At 44.4% G+C, this 22,512-nt stretch carries 20 protein-coding genes; 12 read left to right on the top strand and 8 right to left on the bottom strand.

Translation table 11 applies throughout. From position 1 onward, the window contains the following. Positions 1–79: 79 nt before the first annotated feature. Positions 80–1,579 (bottom strand): SulP family inorganic anion transporter, encoded by a 1,500-nt coding sequence (locus W293_RS0105285; RefSeq protein WP_025651451.1) that lies wholly within the window; start codon positions 1,577–1,579, stop codon positions 80–82. A 656-nt stretch (positions 1,580–2,235) separates the two neighbouring features. Here W293_RS0105285 and murD point away from each other — a divergent pair. Together murD and ftsW are read left to right on the top strand one after the other, a co-directional pair. Further along, complete coding sequence (gene murD / locus W293_RS0105280; protein WP_025651450.1) at positions 2,236–3,651, top strand: UDP-N-acetylmuramoyl-L-alanine--D-glutamate ligase; 1,416 nt, start codon at positions 2,236–2,238, stop codon at positions 3,649–3,651. 383 nt (positions 3,652–4,034) lie between these two features. Next, positions 4,035–5,231 carry a putative lipid II flippase FtsW gene (gene ftsW, locus W293_RS0105275; protein WP_198015422.1) on the top strand — a complete coding sequence of 399 codons (1,197 nt, stop codon included), beginning with the start codon at positions 4,035–4,037 and terminating at the stop codon, positions 5,229–5,231. 98 nt (positions 5,232–5,329) lie between these two features. Here the strand turns inward: ftsW and gluQRS are convergent, their stop codons facing one another. The 6 genes from gluQRS to W293_RS0105240 all read right to left on the bottom strand — a co-directional run bounded on the left by gluQRS (position 5,330) and on the right by W293_RS0105240 (position 11,094). Beyond that, the gene (gene gluQRS, locus W293_RS0105270; protein WP_025651448.1) at positions 5,330–6,313 is read right to left on the bottom strand and encodes a tRNA glutamyl-Q(34) synthetase GluQRS; all 984 of its coding nucleotides are present in this window, start codon (positions 6,311–6,313) and stop codon (positions 5,330–5,332) included. A gap of 425 nt (positions 6,314–6,738) precedes the next feature. Continuing rightward, a complete protein-coding gene (dksA, locus tag W293_RS0105265) occupies positions 6,739–7,179 on the bottom strand; it encodes an RNA polymerase-binding protein DksA (protein ID WP_025651447.1) in 441 nt (146 codons plus the stop codon). Between the two features lie 466 nt (positions 7,180–7,645). Next, the gene (locus W293_RS0105255) at positions 7,646–8,494 is read right to left on the bottom strand and encodes a metallophosphoesterase (RefSeq protein ID WP_025651446.1); all 849 of its coding nucleotides are present in this window, start codon (positions 8,492–8,494) and stop codon (positions 7,646–7,648) included. A 263-nt stretch (positions 8,495–8,757) separates the two neighbouring features. Continuing rightward, on the bottom strand, positions 8,758–9,576 hold the full coding sequence (locus tag W293_RS0105250; protein ID WP_025651444.1) for a metal ABC transporter permease: 819 nt from the start codon (positions 9,574–9,576) through the stop codon (positions 8,758–8,760). A 76-nt stretch (positions 9,577–9,652) separates the two neighbouring features. Then, positions 9,653–10,450, bottom strand: coding sequence for a metal ABC transporter ATP-binding protein (locus W293_RS0105245; protein ID WP_025651443.1), 798 nt, complete (start codon positions 10,448–10,450; stop codon positions 9,653–9,655). A gap of 107 nt (positions 10,451–10,557) precedes the next feature. Beyond that, positions 10,558–11,094, bottom strand: coding sequence for a Fur family transcriptional regulator (locus tag W293_RS0105240; RefSeq protein ID WP_025651442.1), 537 nt, complete (start codon positions 11,092–11,094; stop codon positions 10,558–10,560). A 67-nt stretch (positions 11,095–11,161) separates the two neighbouring features. Here W293_RS0105240 and W293_RS0105235 point away from each other — a divergent pair, with 67 nt between their 5' ends. From W293_RS0105235 to W293_RS0105190, 10 genes are all read left to right on the top strand, one after another. Further along, a complete protein-coding gene (locus tag W293_RS0105235; protein ID WP_025651441.1) occupies positions 11,162–12,097 on the top strand; it encodes a metal ABC transporter solute-binding protein, Zn/Mn family in 936 nt (311 codons plus the stop codon). A 291-nt stretch (positions 12,098–12,388) separates the two neighbouring features. Then, entirely contained in the window at positions 12,389–12,787 is a 399-nt protein-coding gene (locus tag W293_RS0105230; protein ID WP_025651440.1) for an ATP synthase subunit I, read from the top strand. A gap of 735 nt (positions 12,788–13,522) precedes the next feature. Further along, positions 13,523–14,389: a F0F1 ATP synthase subunit A gene (atpB, locus tag W293_RS0105225; protein ID WP_025651438.1), complete on the top strand. Its 867-nt coding sequence runs from the start codon at positions 13,523–13,525 to the stop codon at positions 14,387–14,389. A gap of 35 nt (positions 14,390–14,424) precedes the next feature. After that, positions 14,425–14,673, top strand: a complete 249-nt coding sequence (gene atpE / locus W293_RS0105220; RefSeq protein WP_025651437.1) for a F0F1 ATP synthase subunit C — start codon at positions 14,425–14,427, stop codon at positions 14,671–14,673. 117 nt (positions 14,674–14,790) lie between these two features. Further along, positions 14,791–15,261 (top strand): F0F1 ATP synthase subunit B, encoded by a 471-nt coding sequence (locus tag W293_RS0105215; RefSeq protein WP_025651436.1) that lies wholly within the window; start codon positions 14,791–14,793, stop codon positions 15,259–15,261. 13 nt (positions 15,262–15,274) lie between these two features. After that, positions 15,275–15,898, top strand: a complete 624-nt coding sequence (locus W293_RS0105210; RefSeq protein WP_025651435.1) for a F0F1 ATP synthase subunit delta — start codon at positions 15,275–15,277, stop codon at positions 15,896–15,898. Positions 15,899–15,989: 91 nt separating this feature from the next. After that, entirely contained in the window at positions 15,990–17,534 is a 1,545-nt protein-coding gene (gene atpA, locus W293_RS0105205) for a F0F1 ATP synthase subunit alpha (protein WP_025651434.1), read from the top strand. Between the two features lie 243 nt (positions 17,535–17,777). Further along, positions 17,778–18,659, top strand: coding sequence for a F0F1 ATP synthase subunit gamma (gene atpG, locus W293_RS0105200; protein ID WP_025651433.1), 882 nt, complete (start codon positions 17,778–17,780; stop codon positions 18,657–18,659). A gap of 50 nt (positions 18,660–18,709) precedes the next feature. Next, on the top strand, positions 18,710–20,143 hold the full coding sequence (gene atpD, locus W293_RS0105195; RefSeq protein ID WP_025651432.1) for a F0F1 ATP synthase subunit beta: 1,434 nt from the start codon (positions 18,710–18,712) through the stop codon (positions 20,141–20,143). Positions 20,144–20,257: 114 nt separating this feature from the next. After that, positions 20,258–20,674, top strand: coding sequence for a F0F1 ATP synthase subunit epsilon (locus W293_RS0105190; RefSeq protein ID WP_021812807.1), 417 nt, complete (start codon positions 20,258–20,260; stop codon positions 20,672–20,674). 607 nt (positions 20,675–21,281) lie between these two features. Here the strand turns inward: W293_RS0105190 and W293_RS0105185 are convergent. Beyond that, positions 21,282–22,447 (bottom strand): IS3 family transposase gene (locus tag W293_RS0105185; protein WP_156915601.1). Its coding sequence is split into 2 segments (ribosomal slippage): positions 21,282–22,189 and positions 22,189–22,447, totalling 1,167 coding nucleotides; the frame shifts between segments, so codons are not numbered across the junction. Between the last annotated feature and the right edge of the window lie 65 nt (positions 22,448–22,512).

Here is a 22,512-nt window from a genome sequence, read left to right as displayed (position 1 = left end):
CCAATATAATAGTTTATTTACAAACCATGAATTAACGTCCGTTCAATAACGCAGACGCAGTGTTTGGTCATCTAATTCCTTAATCCAACAAGCCAATATCTCGGCGATCGTGGATAGAGAAGCGGTCAATCAAGGTACGGCTTGCACTGTTGAGTCCTACCACTTTGACATCAATCCCTTCACGTTGCAAGCGCATGACCAGCTTGTCCAAGGTGTCTACGGCACTGACGTCCCAAAAATGCGCTTGGCTGACATCGATATGGATGCTGTCCAAGGCTTCTTTGGTATCAAAGCTATGCAAGAACTGCGTCGTTGAGGCAAAGAATACTTGGCCTTGGACGTAGTAATAACGAGTATTGCTACTGTCGTCATACTCACTAAATATCGTTAAGAATTGTCCAATCTTATTGGCAAACGCTAGCGCCGATAACAGCACGCCGACACCCACGCCATACGCTAGATTATGCGTAAAGACCGTGGTCAAAACGGTCGCTAGCATGACAATGTTAAACGACATCGGATGGGTCTTAAACTCGCGAATAGATTGCCAATTAAAAGTACCGATAGAGACCATAATCATCACAGCGACCAGCGCTGCCATCGGTATCAGACTGACCCATTCACTTAAAAACACCACCATAATGAGCAGTACCACACCCGCCATCAAGGTAGACAGACGCGTACGTCCGCCTGATTTGATGTTAATCATTGACTGACCAATCATCGCACAACCTGCCATACCACCGAAGAATCCTGATACCACGTTGGCAATACCTTGACCACGACACTCGCGGTTTTTATCGCTCGGCGTATCGGTTAACTCATCCACAATCGTCGCCGTCATCATTGATTCTAATAACCCAACGATGGCCAGCGCGATAGAGTAAGGCGCAATGATTAATAGCGTTGTTACGTTTAATGGAATATCTGGCAGCAAAAACACTGGTAAGGAATCTGGTAAATCACCCATGCTACCGACGTTGCGAATATCAAGATTCATATACATCGCTACCGCGGTTAAGCCAACAATACAAATCAGTGGTGAAGGAATCACGCGACCAATTTTAGGAATAAGTGGAAACAGATAAATAATCGCCAAGCCGGCTGCGGTCATGATATAAACGGTCATACCAACCCGCTCAGTCATTGGGTTGAGCTCGGGTAGCTGAGCCGCAAAAATCAAAATTGCCAGCGCATTGACGAAACCAATGACCACCGAGCGCGAGACAAAGCGCATCAGATTGCCGAGCTTAAGAATACCCATGACGACCTGAATCGCGCCGCACAGTAAAGTAGCGGCCAGCAGGTATTGCAGGCCATGATCGGCCACCAAATCCACCATCACTAGCGCCATCGCCCCTGTCGCTGCCGAAATCATACCGGGACGACCGCCGACGAAACTAATCACCACGGCGATACAGAATGAGGCATACAAACCGACTTTTGGGTCGACGCCTGCGATAATAGAAAAAGCAATGGCTTCTGGAATCAGGGCCAGTGCGACCACCAAACCTGATAAAACGTCACCGCGAACATTGGAAAACCACTCGTCACGTAAGCTATCAAAAAAAGATGTCATAAGTAAACTGCATAGAGTTAAAGGCAAAAAAAGTAATCATTACTCAGTGATAAAATGATCGCGTTGTTATAAGTCGTTATAATCAGTGCTATTAAACGTTTTTGTATGCTGCGGTTGCGCCATTATTTGCGGATGATGGTGTAGCAACGCGCTCATCGATTTATTGACGGGTATCGCTAATACGCTCACCAATAGCCAATACGATGACAATGCCTAAAATATAAGGCCTAAAATATAGTGTATTAAAATACAGTGTCTAAAATAAAGTATAAGAGCCGCCATGGGGCAACGCGGTAGAAGGAGATAAATAATCTATCAGACAAAAGCGCATAAGTAGATCGCAGCTAGGGTCTGCCACCTCATGACCGCGATATGAATCGTTGCGGAAGAAGCGTGACAATAGCGCGATAAATGTGACAACATGCTAAACTAAAATACTTAGCTAAAACCCTCAGCCCAAATATCTGTTTAGACTGATATTATAGCATTAGCTAGTCAATATAAAAACAGCCGCATAATAGCACAAAGTCATAAAAAACCAGTACCGAAATCTGAACGATACCGTTATGATGATCTTCATTTTAATAGCATCATGCAGACAGCTAAACCACGCGCGTGCTTGATGCCATTTTGTTCGTCCAATAAGAGGAAGAGATATGACCACCCTTAACGCAACAGAAACCTTACTTCATAAGGGCAGTGGTCTACAAGTTGTGGTCGGTTTGGGACAGTCAGGGCTGTCAGTCGCGAACTATCTTACCAAGCAAGGCTACCGTGTGGCAGTCACTGATAATCAGTCGCAGCCTACCTTAGCCGACCAGTTGCCAGCAGCCGTTGATATTCGTCAATTTGGGGCTATAGATGCAGAATTGCTGCAGCAAGCGGCACGGATTATTATTAGCCCAGGCATTTCTTTGGATACCGATGCGGTTGCCGCTGCCCGTCGCGCCAATATTCCAGTGGTCAGCGATATTCAGCTGTTCTGCGAAGCCTGTACCGTACCGATCGTTGCTATTACTGGCTCTAATGCCAAAAGCACGGTGACGACTTTGGTCGGACAGATGGCGGCAGATGCCGGTGTCAATGTGGGCGTCGGTGGTAATATCGGCGTGCCAGCCCTTACTCTTCTTGCCAACCCTGATATGCAATTGGCGGTGCTTGAACTATCCAGCTTCCAGTTAGAGACGGTGAGCAATTTGGGAGCGCAAGTGGCAACCGTTCTTAATATGTCGCCCGATCACCTAGATCGCCATGGGGATATGCTTGGTTACCATCAGGCCAAGCATCGTATCTTTCAAGGTGCCAAATCGGTGGTAATCAATCGAGAAGATGCGCTGACTCGTCCGTTAGTGGCTGACAATTTGCCACGGCTGAGCACGGGTATCCATGCTCCTGATAAAGGTCACTATGGCCTCATCACCGATCCAGAGGGACAGATTTATCTTGCACGCGGGACCGAGCGCTTACTATCAGCGGACAAACTGCCAATTAAAGGTCGTCATAATCTGTTGAATGCACAAGCGGCTTTGGCGCTGGGTGAGCTTGCTGGCTTACCGCTGGATAGCATGCTAAATACCTTGCAGCAGTTCACAGGTCTCGAGCATCGCTGCCAATATGTCGCTACTGCGGCGGGTATTGATTACTTTAACGATTCAAAAGGCACCAATATTGGCTCGACCATGGCCGCTATCGAAGGCTTAGGTGCAGTCTATGCGCCAAAAGACGGCAAGCTGTTGTTAATCTTAGGTGGGCAGGGTAAAGGTCAACAATTTGGTGAATTGACGCCCTTTATCAATCAATACGTCAGCCAAGTGCTGTTTATTGGTGAGGATGCCAAGCAGATTGAGCAGCATCTACGCGCGGCTAAATTAAGCGATGAAGTGGCGCTGCATCAATGCCAGACCTTAGAAAATGCGTTTGCCACTATTCAGCAAGTCACTATAAGCAGCTTGTCACAAGTGCAAGCCGTGTTATTATCGCCAGCCTGTGCCAGCTTTGATCAATTTAGTGGTTACGCCGCTCGTGGTGAGCATTTTAGCCAGCTGGTCAGCCAGTTAGAGAAAGGCATTTAAATAGCATAAGCCAAGTATTTGGCAACTACATAGCCCTACGGACACCGCAGCGAATAACCAATCGCATTTTGTTGATAAATGATTGTTTTGCTTATAGATTACTGCTACTGTCAATAATAATCAGTCAGGCAAGTTGTCGATTTTATTATTCAGTTGATAATAAGTCGATGATTCTAGGATAGACGGCAAGATAGGCGTCGTCTTTCTAGGGCGTGTTCTCTGAAGACACGCCCTAATAGTAATTTATGAATGAGCTGTTTTCTAGTAGCTGTTTTTTAGACAAGTGGCCGTTATAGCCCGTGCGGTACGATCTACTTTATATTTTTTATACGGTGGCGTTGCATAAACGCCGTGTTTTTTCGTTTGTTAGTGTATATAAAATTATGGCCCTCTCCTCTCTTTTTCGTTCGTCTTCCCAATCGCAGCAGGCCTCTGGCTCAGATGGCATTCTTTCTATGCCATCAGCGCGAGCAATTTTAATATCGAGTGTCGGCTGTATGCTGGTGCTCAGTCTGCTGATGGTTGCTTCTGCCTCTATTCCCTTTGCGCTCAGTCGCGGCATGACAGAGCTGCATTTTTTTAGAAATCAGCTGCTCTATATGGGAATCGGCCTGATCGCCGCTGCTTTTCCTTATTACTTGGTGTCCCTACGAACCTTATATAAAACAGAAACCCAGTTTATCCTACTAGCGATTACCGGAGGCTTGCTGTTTTTAACTTTGTTTGGCACACCGATTAATGGCTCTAAGCGTTGGTTGAATTTAGGTTTTTTAAACTTTCAGGTCGCAGAATTGGCCAAACTGGTCATGATTGTATTCGTATCTGACTTTGTCGTGCGTCGATCTTTTGAGGTTCGTAATGGCTGGGATGGCTTTTTACGGATATTTTTAGTGGTCGGCATGATTACGCTATTACTGTTATTGCAGCCAGACTTTGGCTCTTTGGTCGTCATTGTGGGTACTGTTTTTGCGATATTTTATATCGCTGGCGCACCTTACAAGCAGTTCTTGGCATTGGGCGGCTTGGTGGCTGGGTTAGCAGTACTGGCAGTGACGTTGGTACAGTATCGCTTGGTACGTGTGATGTCGTTTTTGGATCCCTTTGACGATGTGCAAGATACCGATTATCAGCTCGCGCGCAGTTTGATTGCCTTTGGTCGTGGTCAGTTTACTGGCGTTGGTTATGGTGAAAGCGTACAAAAACTGTCGCATTTACCTGAGGCGCATACGGATTTTTTATTAGCGATTACGGGTGAAGAGTTGGGTTTTGTGGGGGTCGCGATGGTGTTGCTGCTTGAGGCGCTCATTATCGGTAGCGCAATGCGGATCAGTTATAACGCGCTCAAGCGTCGTCAGATGCGTATGAGCTATACCGCCTTTGGTATCGGTGTGGTCTTTATCGCGCAAACAATTATTAACGCGGCGATGAATATGGGTGCGATTCCGACTAAGGGTTTGACCATGCCATTTTTCAGCTACGGTGGTTCATCCATGCTCATCAGCTTAGTGATGGTTGCCTTGCTGCTAAAGATTTACAAAGAAAGCCCTGAGATCGAAAAAAGCCAGTGCCGTTATTATTAGTCGCTTCGGTAATTAGCAAGTTAAAAGAATTTTCATGATTAATGTTTGATGACCACTATTTGACAAAAAGCGTCGCCAGCAGCGGCGCTTTTTGTTTTTTAATAATGGTGCAGATTAAGTGCGCTTTTGCCCTGGAGCGGGGTATGATCCCATTGCGCAATTGCTTGCGCTAGCATACGGGTTGGTGTATCTCTATCGACCGCTGGCTGCTGTAATAACTCAAGAGCGGTCTTTAGCAATTGGCTTGGATCGCGAGTATCAATCGGTTGTGCAAGGTTCTGCTTGGAGAGCTTTTGTCCATCAGGATTGCATATCAAGGGCAGATGATACCAGTGATCGATAGCCGGTAAATTAGCTGCCTGCATGATACTAATCTGAGCCGTGGTCATGGGTAAAATGTCCAATCCACGCATAATATGAGTGACTTGTTGTAGCCCGTCATCGAGGCTGGCGGCTAAGATATAATTGATCATGCCGTCGTTGCGGCGCACCACCATATCCCCTAAGGTCTGTTGTGGATTGTCCCACTGCAAGCCCTGAATACCATCATTAAAGCCAATGCTATAGTCTGGCAGTTGTATGCGCAGCTTGTGTTGCTGACGATCGAGATTGGCATTGAGGCAGCAGCGTGGGTAGCGTTGTCTATTGGGTAGCAGTTGCTTAATATCCGTAGCATTCAAATCTGCTGGTAGAGGCTCTAGGTTTTGAGTCGTCGAAGATGGCTGTGCTTGCTGAGACCAGTAGCGCTCCAAGTCCTTACGTGAGCACTGACAGTCATAAGTTAGTGGTAGCAGGTCTGATGATAAATAGTCGTTATAGATATCAATACGCTCAGACTGATAAATGACATCTCCATCCCACTGTAGCCCGAGCACTTCTAGATCTATAAGAATCTGCTCAGTGAACTGTCTGTCACAGCGTTCCGTATCAGTATCTTCGATACGCAGCAGCCATTTACCACCGAGCGACTTGATATGGCAAAAGCTGGCAAGCGCAGTGGTCAAGGAGCCAAGATGCAGCTCACCCGTGGGTGAAGGCGCAAAGCGGCCGATAGGAGGGGGTAGTGGTTGCTGATGGGGCATATGAATACGAGTCGTTTGCAAAGTAGAAAGTAGGGGTTATCAAGGTAATTACTCATCAAAGCAGTAGAATGTAGCTATAGTCAGTGAAAAGTAATATCGAACCATCACGCACTGCTAATATTAATTCTTCTGGCTTGCTGTGCTTTTGCAGACAGAGGCGATAAAAAATTGATATCAGCAATAGCGTCGCGTCTTTAGGATATTTTGACTCTTAGATTAACACACCAAGTGCAACGCTAATTAATATATAGAATAAAGAAGAACAGAGTAAAAAGATATTTATTAAATGGGCTTATTTTGTCAGTAAACTAAAAAAGCTATCTATAGAACGGAATTTATAAAACGCAACGAGCGACCAATAAATGGTCGCTCGTTATTATAAAGCCTGTCAGCACGCATTTATCTGCACTGACATAAGGGCGTGTTTAGGTATGACCTTGGTTTTGACGCTCTTTGATCTCTGATAACGTCTTGCAGTCGATACATTGGGTTGCCGTTGGGCGAGCCTCAAGACGGCGCAAGCCAATCTCTACCCCGCAAGTTTCACAAAAACCATAGTCATCGTTTTCAATTTCTGCCATAGACTTATCGATTTTGCGAATGAGTTTACGCTCACGGTCACGCGTACGTAACGTCAAGGCAAACTCTTCTTCTTGAGTCGCGCGGTCGTTGATATCTGGCATGGCGCTAGACTCATCTTGGATATAAGTCTTGGTGCGATCTGCTTCGCCAATCAGTTGCTGCTTCCAATCCAACAAAATAGCCTTAAAATGCTCTAACTGCGCATCAGACATATACTCTTCGTCTTTGGCAGGCACATAAGGAGTAAACTTAACATCACTCGTATTCGTGGTCACGGTGCTCATATGGGTATCCTACTTTTTCAAATTAATTCAATAAAACGACATATCAAAAGACAAGACGTTATAAGTTTAACAAACGCTATAAGTTGTCCCTTTATAAAACGTTTTACCACTTGGTAACACAAGTAACACAGCTGAACTCAGCGTACGGTTATATTGATATGTTTATATCAATGGTCAGGTATATTGTTATGCATATTTTTATTTAAATGGCTGGGTCTAAATAATGCGACAAATGACTGACTGTGAAAACTTAGCTTGTGGTCAATGTAGCCATCCTAGCTATTATAATTTTGCTGATGATTAATCGCGTTACCGTTCTAACGCGGTTTGGTTTTATCAGTATCGTTATTCACTTATCATAAAGCAAAGTTTGATTTTGCCAACCATATGGACGAAATTTTTTGTATTAAATCAAACATATGGACAAGGGCAATCATGGTGTTTTTGACGCCGAGAAAACTGGGCATCAAGTATCCAACCTTTTAACCCAGCTTGCAACCTCTCCATTGTTGGCTAATTGCAACCAGCGATAACCGGGGCGCGCGTTTTCATCGTAAGCAAAATCGTCTCTATAAGGCTTAAATTGATAGCAAGTCGACGGCGTGCTATAAACGCTGACCCCTTGACGATGGCGTACTTGCGCTTGATGGGTATGACCGCTAATGATTACTTTTAATTGGTCAAACGGAGCCATATGCTGCCAAAAAGCCTCGGTATTCTTTGCCATATGGATATCGATCCAGTCAGACTCTACTGGGATAACATGATGGTGCAGGGCGATGAGCGCAGGCTTATTACATCCTTGCAGCTGCCTACACAACCAGTCGATATCGGTCGCGGTCACCTCTCCTGCCACCTTGCCAGAAATAGAGGAATCCAGTAATAGTAATTGCCAGTGCTCCGTCTCAATAACGTGTCGGCTGAGCAAACGCGCATCGGTCGGCTGGGCGACGAGTTCGCGCTGAAAAAACGGTAAATCGCAACCGATCTCATCAGTGACATCATGATTGCCCGCAATACAGGCAAAAGGGATATTGGTCGCTTGCAACACTTCAAAAATATGGTCGTAAATAGCGGGCCGTACTTGATTGACTAAGTCGCCAGTCACCACGATCAAGTCACAGCGGATATCTTCATTCAATGCTTGTTCGATGATTTTTTCAAAACTATGCTGACAAACAAATATATCGGAACTATTGTCAATGTTGTCATCTGCCAGCGCAGAGGTGGGCGTTGACAGGTGCAAATCCGTGATTTGTAGCACATTTAGCTGTTGATCTGGCGTACTGATGTTATTGGCAGGATAGCTTAGCATTGGGTCAGTCCCTTATCGAATCAAAACAAGTACTGCTGTTAAAACGAGTATGGATAAATCGGTCACTGTTATTGATGACACACTTTAGTATGTTTATCATTAATAACAGCATTCTACTAACTATCGCGCTAATAGCATCAGGGAAAGTTTATATCATAAAGCGAATGAAAGCTCTAGCATATTGATGAAATAAAGTTGGATAAAGGGATAATGATTCGCTAAAGACTATAGAAGTCTCTACTACAAAGTTTTAAAGAGCCTCTCTACTGGCGCATCGTCCAAAATTTTGCCGTTAGCACCTTTGATAAAATCAGCGCTACAAAGAATAAAATAGCCAATATCAGTACGATAGACAGACCAGTTTGAATATCTAGCCAAATACTGCCCCAAACACCTAGCGTCACGCCAAGCTGAGCGATAAGCAGCGCGATAACCACCATTTGCTTTGGCGATGCTGACCATAAACGTGCCGTTAAAGCCGGTAGTACCAGCAAGCCACTGATTAATAAGCTACCCACCGCTTGCAGGGCAATGGCACAAAACCCTGCCAATAAACCCATAAAAAATAGCCGCTGGCGTGTTGGGTTGACGCCTTGAATCCGTGCTAACGCTTCGTGAGTAGCAAGCTTAATTTGTGCCGGCCAAATATAGGCGAGTAAACCTAATCCTACCAGTACACTACCGCCTATTAAGGGTAAGTCTGCCCAATCAAGCTCGAGCAAATTACCAAACAAAAACCCCAGCACGTTGGCTTGCTGATCGGTCAGTTGGGTCAGCGCTAACAGCCCCAAGCACAGCAGCGACACCGCAACCACCGCCAGTACGGAATCGACGGGCAAACGCTCATCATCTATGAGCACGAGTCCTAGTACCACTATCACGCTCACCAAAGCAATACCAATGCCCATGGGCAACTGCCACCACACGGCCAAGGCCACGCCTAGCAAAGTACCATGCGCCAAGGCATCGGCAAAAAATGCCATGCGTCGCCACAATACCAAACAACCGAGGGGCGCTGATAGCAGTGCTAAGATACTGCCAGCAATCCAAGCAGGCGCAATAATGGCTAACCAAGCACTCATAATGTGTATCCAATAAACGGTTTATAAAATAAAGATCGTAAAGCAGCTTTTTGCTTTGGTCGGTTGGTTTCGATGATTACAACTCGCTTGGCGCGTGATGTTCACAGGCGTGCGGCTGGTGGACATAAGGCTGCTCATAATGATGACCAAACAGCTTTTGAAACTCACTACTAATGGCAAGTTCGCTTGGTTGTCCCTCGCAGCAAATATGCTTATTTAGACAAATTACCCGTCGGCTGCCTTTCATCACCCAATGCAAATCGTGTGACACTACTAGCATGGCACAGCGTAAGAAATCCGGCAGCTCATCAATGAACTGATAAAGCCAAACCTCGGTATCAGGATCAAGTCCTTGCATCGGCTCATCTAAAATCAATAAATTGGGCTTATCTAATAAGGCACGGGCCAATAGAACTCGCTGCGTTTCACCACCTGACAGGTGCAACATCTGCCGTGATAGCAAGTGCGTCAACGATAAATTATCAAAGATAAACTGGCGTTGCTCAGCCGTTAAGCGTTTCTTATCGGCCTGCGCCAATAAGTCGCAGACTCGTAATGGCAATATCGGCGGTACCGCAAAGCGCTGCGGCACATAGCCAAGCTGTAACTGATGATGGGGCGTCATTTGCCCTTTAGTTGGCTCAATCAACCCTAAAATAAGCTTAACCAACGTCGATTTACCAGCGCCATTTGGCCCAATAAGACTGACTGTCTCGTTAACGGCAATATCGATATTAATATGTGATAACAAGCGTTGCGAACCAATGTCATAGCTGATATCGCTTAAGCTCAGCAGCTGGTTAGTTTGGCTGGTCTTATTATCCAGACTAATAGAGGCAGACGATTGCTCTGATGATGAAGTGGGTAGGCTCATAGGCTAGTGACTAATATATTGGTAAATGATAAATGGCTGAATACTTAATGCTAAATACTGAATAATAAGTACCTAGATCAGTACTTAATAAAAAAATACAGCAAGCTTTACTGGCATGCTTGGCAACGACCACTGAGCTCAATGACGCTACGAGCGACGATAAAGCCCACATCTTGCTCCGCAAAGCTCATCATTTCTTGTACTGGTAAGCTGCTACATTCTTGAACCCGCTGGCACTGATCGCAGATTAAAAATGCGGCAGTATGCTGGGCGCGTGGGTGACAGCAGGGCACATAAGCATTGATGGAGGTCAGTTGATGTATCAAACCTTCGCTCAACAAAAACTCCAAACTACGATAAACCGTCGGCGGTGCGACGTTTTTTGGCGTCTGATTGGTGAGAGCCGAATCTTGTGTATCCGGTTCTGACAAGCGCATTTGCTGCAATTGCGTGATCAAGTCGTAAGCACCAACCGGCTTATTGGCAGCCAATACTAACTGATATATCTGCTGGCGCAGTAGCGTAAAGCGTACACCACTTATGCGGCATTGTTCTTTTGCCGCCGTCAAGCGCTCGGTTACATCATGCGCGGTGAAGTGTTGCACATCATGCAAATGTTCGCATGTCGATGAAGTAGTGGACATAGGACAAACTCCTAAAAAATATGACGCCTTTTTATGATGGCGTTTTTCATTGTTATAGTATAACATAATGAAATACAAAACAGGCAAGTCGCCTTCACTTAATAATAAAGACCCTACTATGAATGTATTTTTCAGCTATTTTTTACGCTCATTCATTATACTACAACGATTTCTCATTACTGGGATAGTCGCGTTAAGCTGCTTGACGTTAAGCGCTCAAGCAGCCACCGTTAGTGTGAGTAATTATCCATTATTCTTGTTGAGTCAAGCTGTGACTGATGGTGCGCCGCCTGCCAAGCAATTATTGCAAGCAGGGGAGGTGGGGCATCACGGCAGTATTAGTCCGGGCGACATAAAAGCCATTCAAGACAGCAAGTTTGTGGTATGGTTTGGCGAGCCACTAGAGAACAATCTGGCCGCCAGTCTCAATAGCGCGCCCAATGCCATTGCCTTATTCAAGTTTGACGCCTTTAACCGTCATCCACTGCGCGATATCAAAGGCAAGCCTATCGCTGGTACCCTAGACCCACATATTTGGCTCGATCCTCAAAATGCCAAAGCCATCACCCGTGCGCTGGCGGTGATTCATAGCCATGCCAATCCTGAGTATAAAAAGCTCTATCATACCAATGCGCAAAAATTTGCCCAGCGACTGGATAAAGAAGTGCTTGCCACAAAGCAGAGCACAGCGTCAAAAACATTGCCTTATTGGGCATATCACGATGCTTATCAGTATATGGAGGACAGCTTAAAGCTACAGCTCATCGGCAGTCTTAGCACCGATCACCATTTAGCGCCAAAAGCCAGTCAGTTGCGCTGGCTAAATGAGCAGCGTCCTGCCAAACAAATGTGTTTGGTTAGTCCAAGTGCACCAGCTAAAGGGTTGCTCGCTAAGCTACAACCGGTAAAGAGTACCGTGCAAGCTGAAGACATGAGTAACAGTCAAGACTTTGTTAGCGGCTGGCAGACGATGGCGCAGCAAATCCGTCAATGTATCGCATAGCTATTTTTAGCCCATTTAGACTGTTATCAGTTGAATGGAGGACATGCCATAGCTAGGCTTTACTAAGTTTTTAGAGGAAGCGTTAGCGCTAAACAATCAAATGCTTGATAAGACGCATATTTTACTTGCTAATCGCGCGCGCGCTCCCTATAATAAGTGGCGTTTTATTTTGGTTAAAAGGCAACGTCTGTATAGTGACTTTTCATGCATAAAGTGGTCATGGATAAACTGGTCACGGATAAAATCGTGGCAAATATGCGACATTATCCCAATACTATAGGATAGCTGCTGATGACCAAGCCTGCCAAACGCACGCAAAAAGATGAGATTGGCATCTACCTGAAACGCCAAGCATGGATTTTATTTATCCTGATTATTATTGGTTGGGTAGTAGATGTGACCTGGCTCGACAGTGGGCTGATAGTAGCAAAAAGTACCGCGATCGGTGCGCTACTTAGTTATGCCACACAAGCCGTCTTTGCAAGTTTTATCTTTTGGCATACTGGATATCGCGCGCGCCGGCATATTGTCAGCCAGCTATATCGAGGTCAGATGGTCAAATGGCTACTGACAGTGTTTGGTTTCGCACTAATTTTTATTACCGTACAACCCCTAGCAGCGCCTGCGTTGTTCATCGGTTTTATGGTAATGCAAATTAGTCACAGTTGGATGTTGTGGCACATACGCTAGTACTCTTTACGATCAGTATTGACGTGAGTAAGTATCTATTAGCGTTAGATAAGTCATCCTGCCGTCCAACTTCTCTATGGCTAGCTTCACAAAGCCAAAAGAATGACAAATAACTGATTTGACGTTAAGGTATGGACTTATAAGTTACTGCTATAAGTCGTTGAAATTACCGTAAAAAGTAAAAATAGTGTTATAGATAATAGATAGTTTGGTTAATTGCTATTACTTATAATTTTATTTTTACATTTTAACGAATGATGCAAACCCATGCCACCAAAGGTCAATAGCCGCTAACTGGTTCATACAGCGGATAAAAAAGTCATAATAGACTTTACACGAATACAACGCTGCATTAATATAGGCAGCTAACTGCTTTGTTTCTGGACGCCATATTGAGCGTTTGCCTGAAAAGATCGGCAGAAGCAGACACCTATTCGATATAAACATTAAAGGGCCATTAATGAATAATCGTGCGCCCTTTTTTGATAGCTAAAATTTATCCATGACTATCAAATTGAGCCGCCGCAATAAAAAAATTGGTTATTCCGCTTAATTATTTAAGAATAACAGAGTAGTTATAGAGCTATGGGTTGGATGTTATTGGTTACATGAGGGCTGTAAGTGTTTTTCTGGATTTGCTTAATCGCAGATTGGTGACAACGCAAACGCCTCATCAGATGACAACCATATTTTTTGGTAGTTGATTAAATCGTTGATTAATAAGAAGCTGACATTATGGCATCCGAGCAAGCATCATCAGAATATATCTCTCACCACTTAACGAATTGGACGTACGGCTATCTGCCGGGCGAAGGTTGGAAAGTTGCCTATACTGCTGAAGAAGCAGGGTTAATGGGTTTTAAAGCTATCCATCTTGACTCCATGTTATGGTCAATCGGTCTGGGTATTTTATTTTGTGCCATCTTTTGGATGGTTGCCAAAAAAGTTACTTCAGGCGTTCCCGGCAAAACTCAAGCAGCGGTTGAGATGATCGTTGAGTTTGTTGATAACAACGTCCGTGATTCTTATAGTGGTACGTCAAAATTGATTGCGCCGCTAGCGTTGACCATTTTTGTATGGATTTTCTTAATGAACTTGATGGATTTATTGCCTATCGACTTCATTCCAAGTCTAGCAGGTCAAGTTGGCGCTGCGATGGGTCATGATCCACATCACGTGTTCTTCAAGATTGTACCAACGACTGACCCTAATATCACCCTAGGCATGTCATTTTCTGTCTTTGCGTTGATTATTTACTACAGTATTAAAGAAAAAGGGTTGGGTGGTTTTATCGGTGAGTTAACACTGCATCCGTTTAGCGCCAAAAACCCAATCATGCAAATCATTTTAATCCCCATCAACTTTATCTTAGAGTTTGTTACTTTGATCGCCAAACCCATTTCACTAGGTTTGCGTCTGTTCGGTAACATGTATGCTGGGGAGCTAATCTTCGTATTGATTGCCCTGATGCCGTTTTGGATTCAATGGGCGTTATCGGTGCCGTGGGCGATTTTCCACATCTTAATTATTACCCTTCAAGCGTTCGTATTCATGATGTTGACGATAGTTTATATGTCGCTTGCATCATCAACTGAACATTAATTATATACATTCAATAGGTAAATGAGGATACATCAATGGATCCAGTATTAGGTGGTTACACAGTTATCGCAGTAGCACTGCTTATCGGTCTTGGCGCACTTGGCACAGGGATTGGTTTTGCTATTCTAGGCGGCAAGTTCTTAGAAGGTGTTGCACGTCAACCAGAACTTGGTTCACAACTGCAAACTCGTATGTTCATCGTGGCAGGTCTACTTGATGCCGTACCGATGATTGGTGTTGGTATTGCTATGCTATTGTTGTTCGCTAACCCTCTAGCAGGTTAATCAGAAAGCTCAGTTGTAAATGTTTGGTGGTCAAAGTTTGTATATTAAACATAGCCAAAGTTTGGCTATCAAATATGATCAATGAAACTGATTTTTCATTAACAAAGAGGTGATCACGTGAATATCAATTCTACCCTCATCGGTCAAGCCATTGCTTTTGCAATATTTGTGATTTTTTGCATGAAATTCGTGTGGCCACCACTTATCGGTGCCATTAATGAGCGTCAGCGTAAAATCGCTGAAGGCTTAAACGCCGCAGAAAAAGCAAAAGCAGATTTAGCGACCGCGGAGCAAAATGTACAGCAGGAGCTTGATGTTGCAAAAACTAAAGCTGCTGCGCTAATTGAGCAAGCGAACAAGAGCGCCAATCAGCTTGTTGAAGATGCAAAATTGCAAGCCCAAGCGGAAGGCGAACGCATTCGTCAACAAGCGCAAGCCTCTATCGACCAAGAAATCAATCAAGCGCGCGAATCATTGCGTGCCCAAGTTGCTGAACTGGCTGTACTTGGTGCTGAAAAGATTTTGCAAGACAAAGTCGATGTGCAAAAACATGCCAGTATGTTAGACCAACTGGCGGCGAAGCTGTAATTGTGAGGATATCATGGCTGACTTATCAACCTTAGCACGACCGTACGCTAAAGCCGCGTTTGACTATGCCAATGAAAACGGGGTAGTAAATGAGTGGGAAAACTTCTTATTTATTGCCGCTACCGTTGTCAATGACAAGTCGTTCAGTACTTGGCTAGACAATCCAGCTGTTTCTGCTGAGCATAAGTCAGCTGCTTTGGTCGATCTTTATGATACGCAAGTAGCTAGCGTGAATGATTCTGCTTTTAAGCAGTTATTAGGTGAGACCCAAGGGGCTCGTCATGACCAAAACGCCAGCTATCCTAAAGTATCAGTAGCACTTAGTAACTTCGTTAAACAGTTATCAGAACAAGAGCGTCTGGCGCTGCTTCCTGAAGTTTATGAGCATTATCGCCGTCACAAGGCAATAAGCTTAAAGCAGCTTGACGCTTATGTGACCTCTGCTTATCCATTAACCGATGCTCAGCGTCAGACGCTGCAAACGCGTCTTGCTGACTCGCTCAATGCGAGCGTAGTGATTCACGAGTCGGTTGATCCAAATCTATTGGCGGGCGCTACGATTAAAGTCGGTGACAAAGTTATCGATGATTCGATGCGTGGCAAGTTACAACAGTTAAAAACACAGCTAACGGCCTAATGCCAATCATCCGTGCAGCTTAATAAAGCTTGCGTGATATAAGAGCATTTAAGTCAGTGGCGGGTTATCATAAATTAAAGGAAACAAGGCAATGCAACAATTGAATCCAGCGGAAATCAGTAATCTGATTAAGCAGCGTATTCAAGACCTTGATGCGGGTGCAACTGCAAAGAATGAAGGCACGATTGTCAAAGTATCTGACGGTATCGTGCAGATTCATGGTCTTGAAGATGCCATGTACGGCGAAATGATTGAGTTTGAAGGTGAAATCTACGGAATGGCGCTTAACTTAGAGCGTGATTCTGTTGGTGCAGTAGTATTAGGCGACTTCCTAAAACTACAAGAAGGTCAAAAAGCCTATTGTACTGGTCGCATTTTGGAAGTACCCGTAGGTCCTGAGTTGCTAGGCCGTGTTGTTGATGCTTTAGGTAACCCTATTGATGGCAAAGGTCCTATCGATGCCAAGATGACTGATAAAGTCGAAAAAATCGCCCCGGGCGTAATTGACCGTCAATCAGTTGATCAACCAGTCATGACGGGTTATAAAGCCGTTGATACCATGATTCCAATCGGTCGTGGTCAGCGTGAGCTTATCATTGGTGACCGTCAGACGGGTAAAACCGCCATGGCTATCGATGCGATCATTGCCCAAAAAGCCTCTGGTATTAAGTGTGTCTACGTGGCAATCGGTCAAAAACGTTCTACCATTGCTAACGTGGTACGTAAGCTTGAGCAAACTGGTGCGCTTGAATATACCACTGTGGTTGTCGCTTCAGCGTCAGAGCCAGCAGCACTTCAATATATCGCACCGTACTCAGGTTGTACGATGGGCGAATACTTCCGTGACCGCGGCGAAGATGCGCTGATTGTATTTGATGACTTATCAAAACAAGCCGTTGCTTATCGTCAAATCTCACTATTGCTACGTCGTCCGCCAGGTCGTGAAGCCTATCCTGGTGACGTATTCTACTTACACTCACGTTTACTTGAGCGTGCATCACGCGTAAACGCCGCGTACGTAGAAAAATTCACTAATGGTGAAGTGGTTGGTAAAACGGGTTCTTTAACCGCGCTACCTATCATTGAAACCCAAGCGGGTGACGTCTCTGCATTCGTACCGACTAACGTGATTTCAATCACTGATGGTCAGATCTTCTTAGAGTCTAGCCTATTCAACTCAGGTATCCGTCCAGCAGTTAACGCTGGTATCTCGGTATCGCGTGTCGGTGGTGCTGCTCAGACGAAGATTATCAAAAAGCTCTCTGGTGGTATTCGTACCGCACTAGCTCAGTATCGTGAACTAGCAGCGTTTGCTCAGTTTGCCTCTGATCTTGATGACGCAACGCGCGAGCAGCTTGATCATGGCGAGCGTGTGACTGAACTGATGAAACAGAAGCAATATCAGCCAATGTCTATCTCTGAGCAAGCAGCGGTTATTTATGCATCAAACGAAGGTTTCTTATCAGACGTACCTGTTGAAAAAATCGGTGCTTTCGAAGAAGCTTACTTACGTTATATGCATGATGAGCAAAGTGAATTGATGCGCGAGATTGATGATACTGCGAACTATAATGATGATATCGCAGGTCGTTTAAAGTCAGCTTTAGAGACCTTTAAACAAAATCACAGTTACTAAGTTAGCAAATACTAAGTTAACGGGTTAAGCCGAATTGGTTATGGCTGTCATTGATAGCTTATAATGTGGCGCGTTGTCTGATAAGCTTTTGCTGAGACAGTAGCGCGCCACCGCATTAACCATCATGGTATTAGATCGCGTGTTGCCACAAGATTTAAAATATTATTCTAACCGTTCAATGTTTTATATTAAAAATTTGTTGCAGGCGCCAATGCTTTTTAACCCTCTTATATTGGAATCATTATGGCAAGCTTAAAAGAGATACGTGCCAAAGTCACCAGTATTAAAAGCACCCAAAAAATTACTCGCGCTATGCAAATGGTAGCAGCAAGTAAGATGCGCCGTGCCCAAGAGCGCATGGAAGTGGGTCGCCCGTATGCTGATAGTATGCGCCGGGTTATTTCACATTTGGTGCATGCCTCATCAGACTACAAACATCCTTATATGGTATCGCGTCCGGTCAACAAGGTCGGCTACATTGTCGTTACCTCTGATCGTGGTCTCGCGGGTGGTTTGAATATTAACCTATTTAAAGCACTAACCAAAAGCATTCATGAGTATCAAGATCAGTCTGTTCAAGCCGAGTTCGCAGTCATCGGTGCCAAAGGCGTCAGTTTCTTCAAAAACTTCGGTGGCAAAGTCACTTCAGCCGTGACCGACTATGGCGACAAGCCAACGTTTGAGCAATTAAATGCGCCGGTTCAGGCCATGCTTGAGGACTATAGTAACGGTAATATCGACCGTATCTATGTGGTATATAACAAATTCGTTAATGCCATGACTCAAAAGCCAACCGTCACTCAGTTGGTGCCTCTACCAGAGGGCTCATTTGGTGATGGAGAAAGCGGCATAGAGACAGAACTGAGCTGGGATTATATCTACGAGCCTGACATCAAGACGTTGATTGATGAATTGCTTGGTCGTTATATTGAGTCGATTGTCTATCAAGCAGTAATGGAAAACATTGCTTCTGAGCAGTCTTCGCGTATGGTTGCGATGAAAGCGGCGACAGATAATGCTGGTGACCTAATTAACGATTTACAGTTGGTTTATAATAAGCTGCGTCAAGCGGCGATTACTCGAGAAATCTCGGAAATCGTTGGCGGTGCTGCTGCTGTTTCATAATTGAAACCCCTTATGAAACCCACTATATACAGAAGTTCAAGGAGAACGCAATGAGTAGCGGTCGTATTGTACAGATTATTGGCGCGGTTCTTGACGTTGAGTTCAACCGTAACGAAGTTCCTCAAATTTATGATGCCTTGCAAGTAGACGGTACCGAAACCACCCTAGAAGTACAGCAACAGCTAGGTGATGGCATCGTACGTACTATTGCCATGGGATCAACCGAAGGCCTAAAGCGTAACCTACCGGTTACCAACACTGGTGCACCTATTGCAGTACCCGTTGGTATCGGTACGCTTGGTCGCATTATGGATGTTCTTGGTCGTCCTATCGATGAAGAAGGTCCTGTACAGGCTGATGAAAAATGGTCTATCCACCGTGAAGCGCCAAGCTACGCGGATCAGTCAAACAGCACTGAGCTGTTAGAGACTGGTATTAAAGTTATCGATCTACTTTGCCCGTTCGCTAAAGGTGGTAAAGTTGGTCTGTTTGGTGGTGCTGGTGTTGGTAAAACCGTCAACATGATGGAATTGATCAACAACATCGCTCTTAAACACGAAGGTTTGTCAGTATTTGCTGGCGTTGGTGAGCGTACGCGTGAAGGGAACGATTTCTATCACGAAATGCAAGAAGCTGGCGTTGTAAACACTGAAGACTTTAGCAAATCTAAAGTTGCGATGGTATATGGTCAGATGAATGAGCCACCGGGTAACCGTTTACGTGTTGCACTTTCTGGTTTGACCATGGCTGAGTACTTCCGTGATACCAAAGATCCTGCCACTGGCAAAGGTCGTGACGTATTGCTATTCGTTGATAACATCTATCGTTATACACTAGCCGGTACTGAAGTATCAGCATTGCTTGGTCGTATGCCATCAGCGGTCGGTTATCAGCCAACACTAGCTGAAGAGATGGGTATGCTGCAAGAGCGTATTACGTCAACGCAGTCAGGTTCTATTACATCAGTTCAAGCCGTATATGTACCTGCGGATGATTTGACGGATCCATCACCAGCAACGACGTTTGCCCATTTGGATGCGACTGTTGTACTAAGCCGTGATATCGCCTCACAAGGTATCTATCCTGCGGTTGATCCACTGGATTCAACCTCACGTCAGCTAGATCCATTGGTTATCGGTGAAGAGCATTACAACGTTGCTCGCGGTGTACAGGAAATCTTGCAGCGCTATCGAGAGCTAAAAGACATCATCGCAATCTTGGGTATGGATGAGTTATCAGAAGAAGATAAGCTAGTCGTTTATCGTTCGCGTAAGATTCAGCGCTTCTTATCGCAGCCATTCCACGTAGCCGAAGTCTTTACGGGTGCACCTGGTAAATATGTACCACTACGCGATACCATTGCTAGCTTTAAAGCAATCATCGCAGGTGAGTATGATGATTTGCCAGAGCAAGCATTCTATATGGCTGGTGGCATCGATGAAGTCGTTGCTAAAGCAGAAAAAATGAAATCTTCTGCAGCGTAAGTGGTATTAGCATTGGCTAACGAGTAGGTATAATATAAATTTATAGCTACTCATCAGTAACGCATCGCAGTTTTTACTGTTTTTTGATTGCGCTTTGATAGTAAGGAGTTAAGTATGGCAACGTTACAATGTCGCGTCGTAAGTGCCCGTGAAGAGTTGTATTCAGGCGAAATTAGCATGTTAATAGCTACTGGTACCGAAGGCGAGATTGGTGTATTGCCAGGTCACACACCGCTTATTACTTTGCTAAAGCCGGGTGCGATGCGCGTGCAAACACCAAACGGTGAAGAAGAAGTAATTTATGTATCAGGTGGCGTGTTAGAAGTACAACCGAAGATGGTTACGGTATTGGCTGATACAGCGATGCGCGCCCATAATCTTGACGAAAGCAAAATTGTCGAAGCACGTAAGAAAGCGGAGCAAATGCTGGTCAACCAGTCAGATACGGTACAAACCAACGCCGCTTTGGCATCGTTAGCTGAATCAGTAGCACAGCTACAGACGATTCGTAAATACAAAAACCGCGCTTAATTTATGACGGTGAATGTTTAATCATCATTTTAGCCTAGCATTATTCATAAAAAAACAGTCCATCATGGACTGTTTTTTTATGTGTATCATTCTATGCTCATGAATTTATGCTTGTTTGGAGTATGGTCTAATTTATAGACGATCGACTATATTTACCATAGGGTGGATTTCTGTGTTAGATTTGGACAAATAAACCATATTTTCTGCGCTTTTAATTAATAGATAATGACTATTAATAATTTCATGCAAAATTCGCTAGCGGTAATCTTTTTATCTCGCTATATTAGAGTGTGTTTAACATTCAAAAAGAGGCGCTGATAGCGAGTATTCAACATGCCCCAGCTATTGAATAATAATTAATAAGAATATCAAAAAGCTAATAGGGCTATTTTATTTAGAATGGTGATAACTCGCATTTATAGCTACCTTAGATGAGCCGCTGAGAACGGTCTTAAGATTTCTGGCAACACAAAATAGATAATCTTGGACGTAAACTAAAGTTTTAATAGCCGTAGTTTATAGGTTTTGTTAACGACTATAAGCTATAGTATAGGAAGCTGACTGACCCCTGCCGTCAAATCCGTACAGTTAAACTTGGGAGATTTAATTACGCAGCTTGACGATAATAATCAAACCACACCTGTCTTGGCGATTTATAGCCCAAGCTCTTTTGAGTTCTCGTTTGGTTGTAATATAGTTCAATATATCCAATGATATCGGTAATGGCGGCAAATCTAGTTTTATAGTCTTGGTGATACACCAGCTCGTTCTTTAATATGCCCCAGAAGCTTTCTATGGGTGCGTTGTCAAAGCAGTTGCCTTTAGCACTCATTGAGCCTGTAAACTGATGCTGCTTGATGATTTTGTGATAAGCGTGGCTACAGTACTGACTGCCTCTGTCAGAATGCACAATCAGCCCTTTGCCTGGTCGTCTGTTCTTGATTGCCATATTTAGTGCACGACAGACTAAATCAGCAGTCATGCGTTTATTAATGGCGTAGCCAACCAGCTCTTTGGTGTATAGATCTTTGACCCCTGCTAAGTACAGCCAGCCCTCATTTGTCCAGATATAAGTAATGTCACTGACCCAAGACTCATTAGGACGCTTGGCATCAAACTGCTGATCGAGCACGTTTGGATAAACCAGCTTGTTGTGATTAGAGTCGGTGGTCACTTTAAAGCGCTTATGACGTCGGCATTTGATGCCGTGCTCTTCTTTGATGCGTCTCACCATGTATAGGCTAATGTCATGGCCTCGCTCACTTAGATGCGCATGCAGACGCTCATATCCATAGCGCTCCTTTGTTTCACTGTGCGCGGCTTTAACCAGCAGCTCAGACTGGTTGCGATGTATCTGTTGATCGCTGATATCACGACTCAGCCAGTCGTAGTAGCTAGAATGCTTAACCTTTAGTACACGGCACATAGCTGTGATACTAAATATCTGCTGGTTATCCTTAATAAAGGCGTACTTTACTAACTGTTTTTCGCGAAGTACGCCGTGGCCTTTTTTAATATCTCTCGCTCCTCCTCGGCAACTTTAAGTTGTCGCTTGAGCTGCTTTATTTCTTGAAGCGCTGTCATAAGATCAGGATCATATTGTTCTGTGCCGATAAGCTTGCCTTGATTGGCTTTGTTATGCCAATTTGATAGCGTTTGCATGGCAATGCCAAGCTGCTTTGCGGTAGCCGAGATATTGCCATTATTGTCTGATATCTTCTTGACAGCTTCTGCTTTAAATTCGTCACTGTAGGTTCTTACTTTCTTGGTCATGATAAACTCCGATTAATACGCTTAGTTTACCAAGTTTATCTCTACGGTTTCTTCAGCATAGCTCA

The sequence above is a fragment of the Psychrobacter sp. TB67 genome, from assembly GCF_000511065.1.
Classification (GTDB): Bacteria; Pseudomonadota; Gammaproteobacteria; order Pseudomonadales; family Moraxellaceae; genus Psychrobacter; species Psychrobacter okhotskensis.
Note: the sequence above shows the minus strand (reverse complement) of the source record. Positions and strands in the feature narration are given on the sequence as shown.

Bases quoted from the DNA above. Each gene is read 5' to 3' on its own strand.
- W293_RS0105285 (WP_025651451.1), bottom strand. From the start codon at position 1,579: ATGACATCTTTTTTTGATAGCTTACGTGACGAGTGGTTTTCCAATGTT.
- murD (WP_025651450.1), top strand. From the start codon at position 2,236: ATGACCACCCTTAACGCAACAGAAACCTTACTTCATAAGGGCAGTGGT.
- ftsW (WP_198015422.1), top strand. From the start codon at position 4,035: ATGGCCCTCTCCTCTCTTTTTCGTTCGTCTTCCCAATCGCAGCAGGCC.
- gluQRS (WP_025651448.1), bottom strand. From the start codon at position 6,313: ATGCCCCATCAGCAACCACTACCCCCTCCTATCGGCCGCTTTGCGCCT.
- dksA (WP_025651447.1), bottom strand. From the start codon at position 7,179: ATGAGCACCGTGACCACGAATACGAGTGATGTTAAGTTTACTCCTTAT.
- W293_RS0105255 (WP_025651446.1), bottom strand. From the start codon at position 8,494: ATGCTAAGCTATCCTGCCAATAACATCAGTACGCCAGATCAACAGCTA.
- W293_RS0105250 (WP_025651444.1), bottom strand. From the start codon at position 9,576: ATGAGTGCTTGGTTAGCCATTATTGCGCCTGCTTGGATTGCTGGCAGT.
- W293_RS0105245 (WP_025651443.1), bottom strand. From the start codon at position 10,450: ATGAGCCTACCCACTTCATCATCAGAGCAATCGTCTGCCTCTATTAGT.
- W293_RS0105240 (WP_025651442.1), bottom strand. From the start codon at position 11,094: ATGTCCACTACTTCATCGACATGCGAACATTTGCATGATGTGCAACAC.
- W293_RS0105235 (WP_025651441.1), top strand. From the start codon at position 11,162: ATGAAATACAAAACAGGCAAGTCGCCTTCACTTAATAATAAAGACCCT.
- W293_RS0105230 (WP_025651440.1), top strand. From the start codon at position 12,389: ATGACCAAGCCTGCCAAACGCACGCAAAAAGATGAGATTGGCATCTAC.
- atpB (WP_025651438.1), top strand. From the start codon at position 13,523: ATGGCATCCGAGCAAGCATCATCAGAATATATCTCTCACCACTTAACG.
- atpE (WP_025651437.1), top strand. From the start codon at position 14,425: ATGGATCCAGTATTAGGTGGTTACACAGTTATCGCAGTAGCACTGCTT.
- W293_RS0105210 (WP_025651435.1), top strand. From the start codon at position 15,275: ATGGCTGACTTATCAACCTTAGCACGACCGTACGCTAAAGCCGCGTTT.
- atpA (WP_025651434.1), top strand. From the start codon at position 15,990: ATGCAACAATTGAATCCAGCGGAAATCAGTAATCTGATTAAGCAGCGT.
- atpG (WP_025651433.1), top strand. From the start codon at position 17,778: ATGGCAAGCTTAAAAGAGATACGTGCCAAAGTCACCAGTATTAAAAGC.
- atpD (WP_025651432.1), top strand. From the start codon at position 18,710: ATGAGTAGCGGTCGTATTGTACAGATTATTGGCGCGGTTCTTGACGTT.
- W293_RS0105190 (WP_021812807.1), top strand. From the start codon at position 20,258: ATGGCAACGTTACAATGTCGCGTCGTAAGTGCCCGTGAAGAGTTGTAT.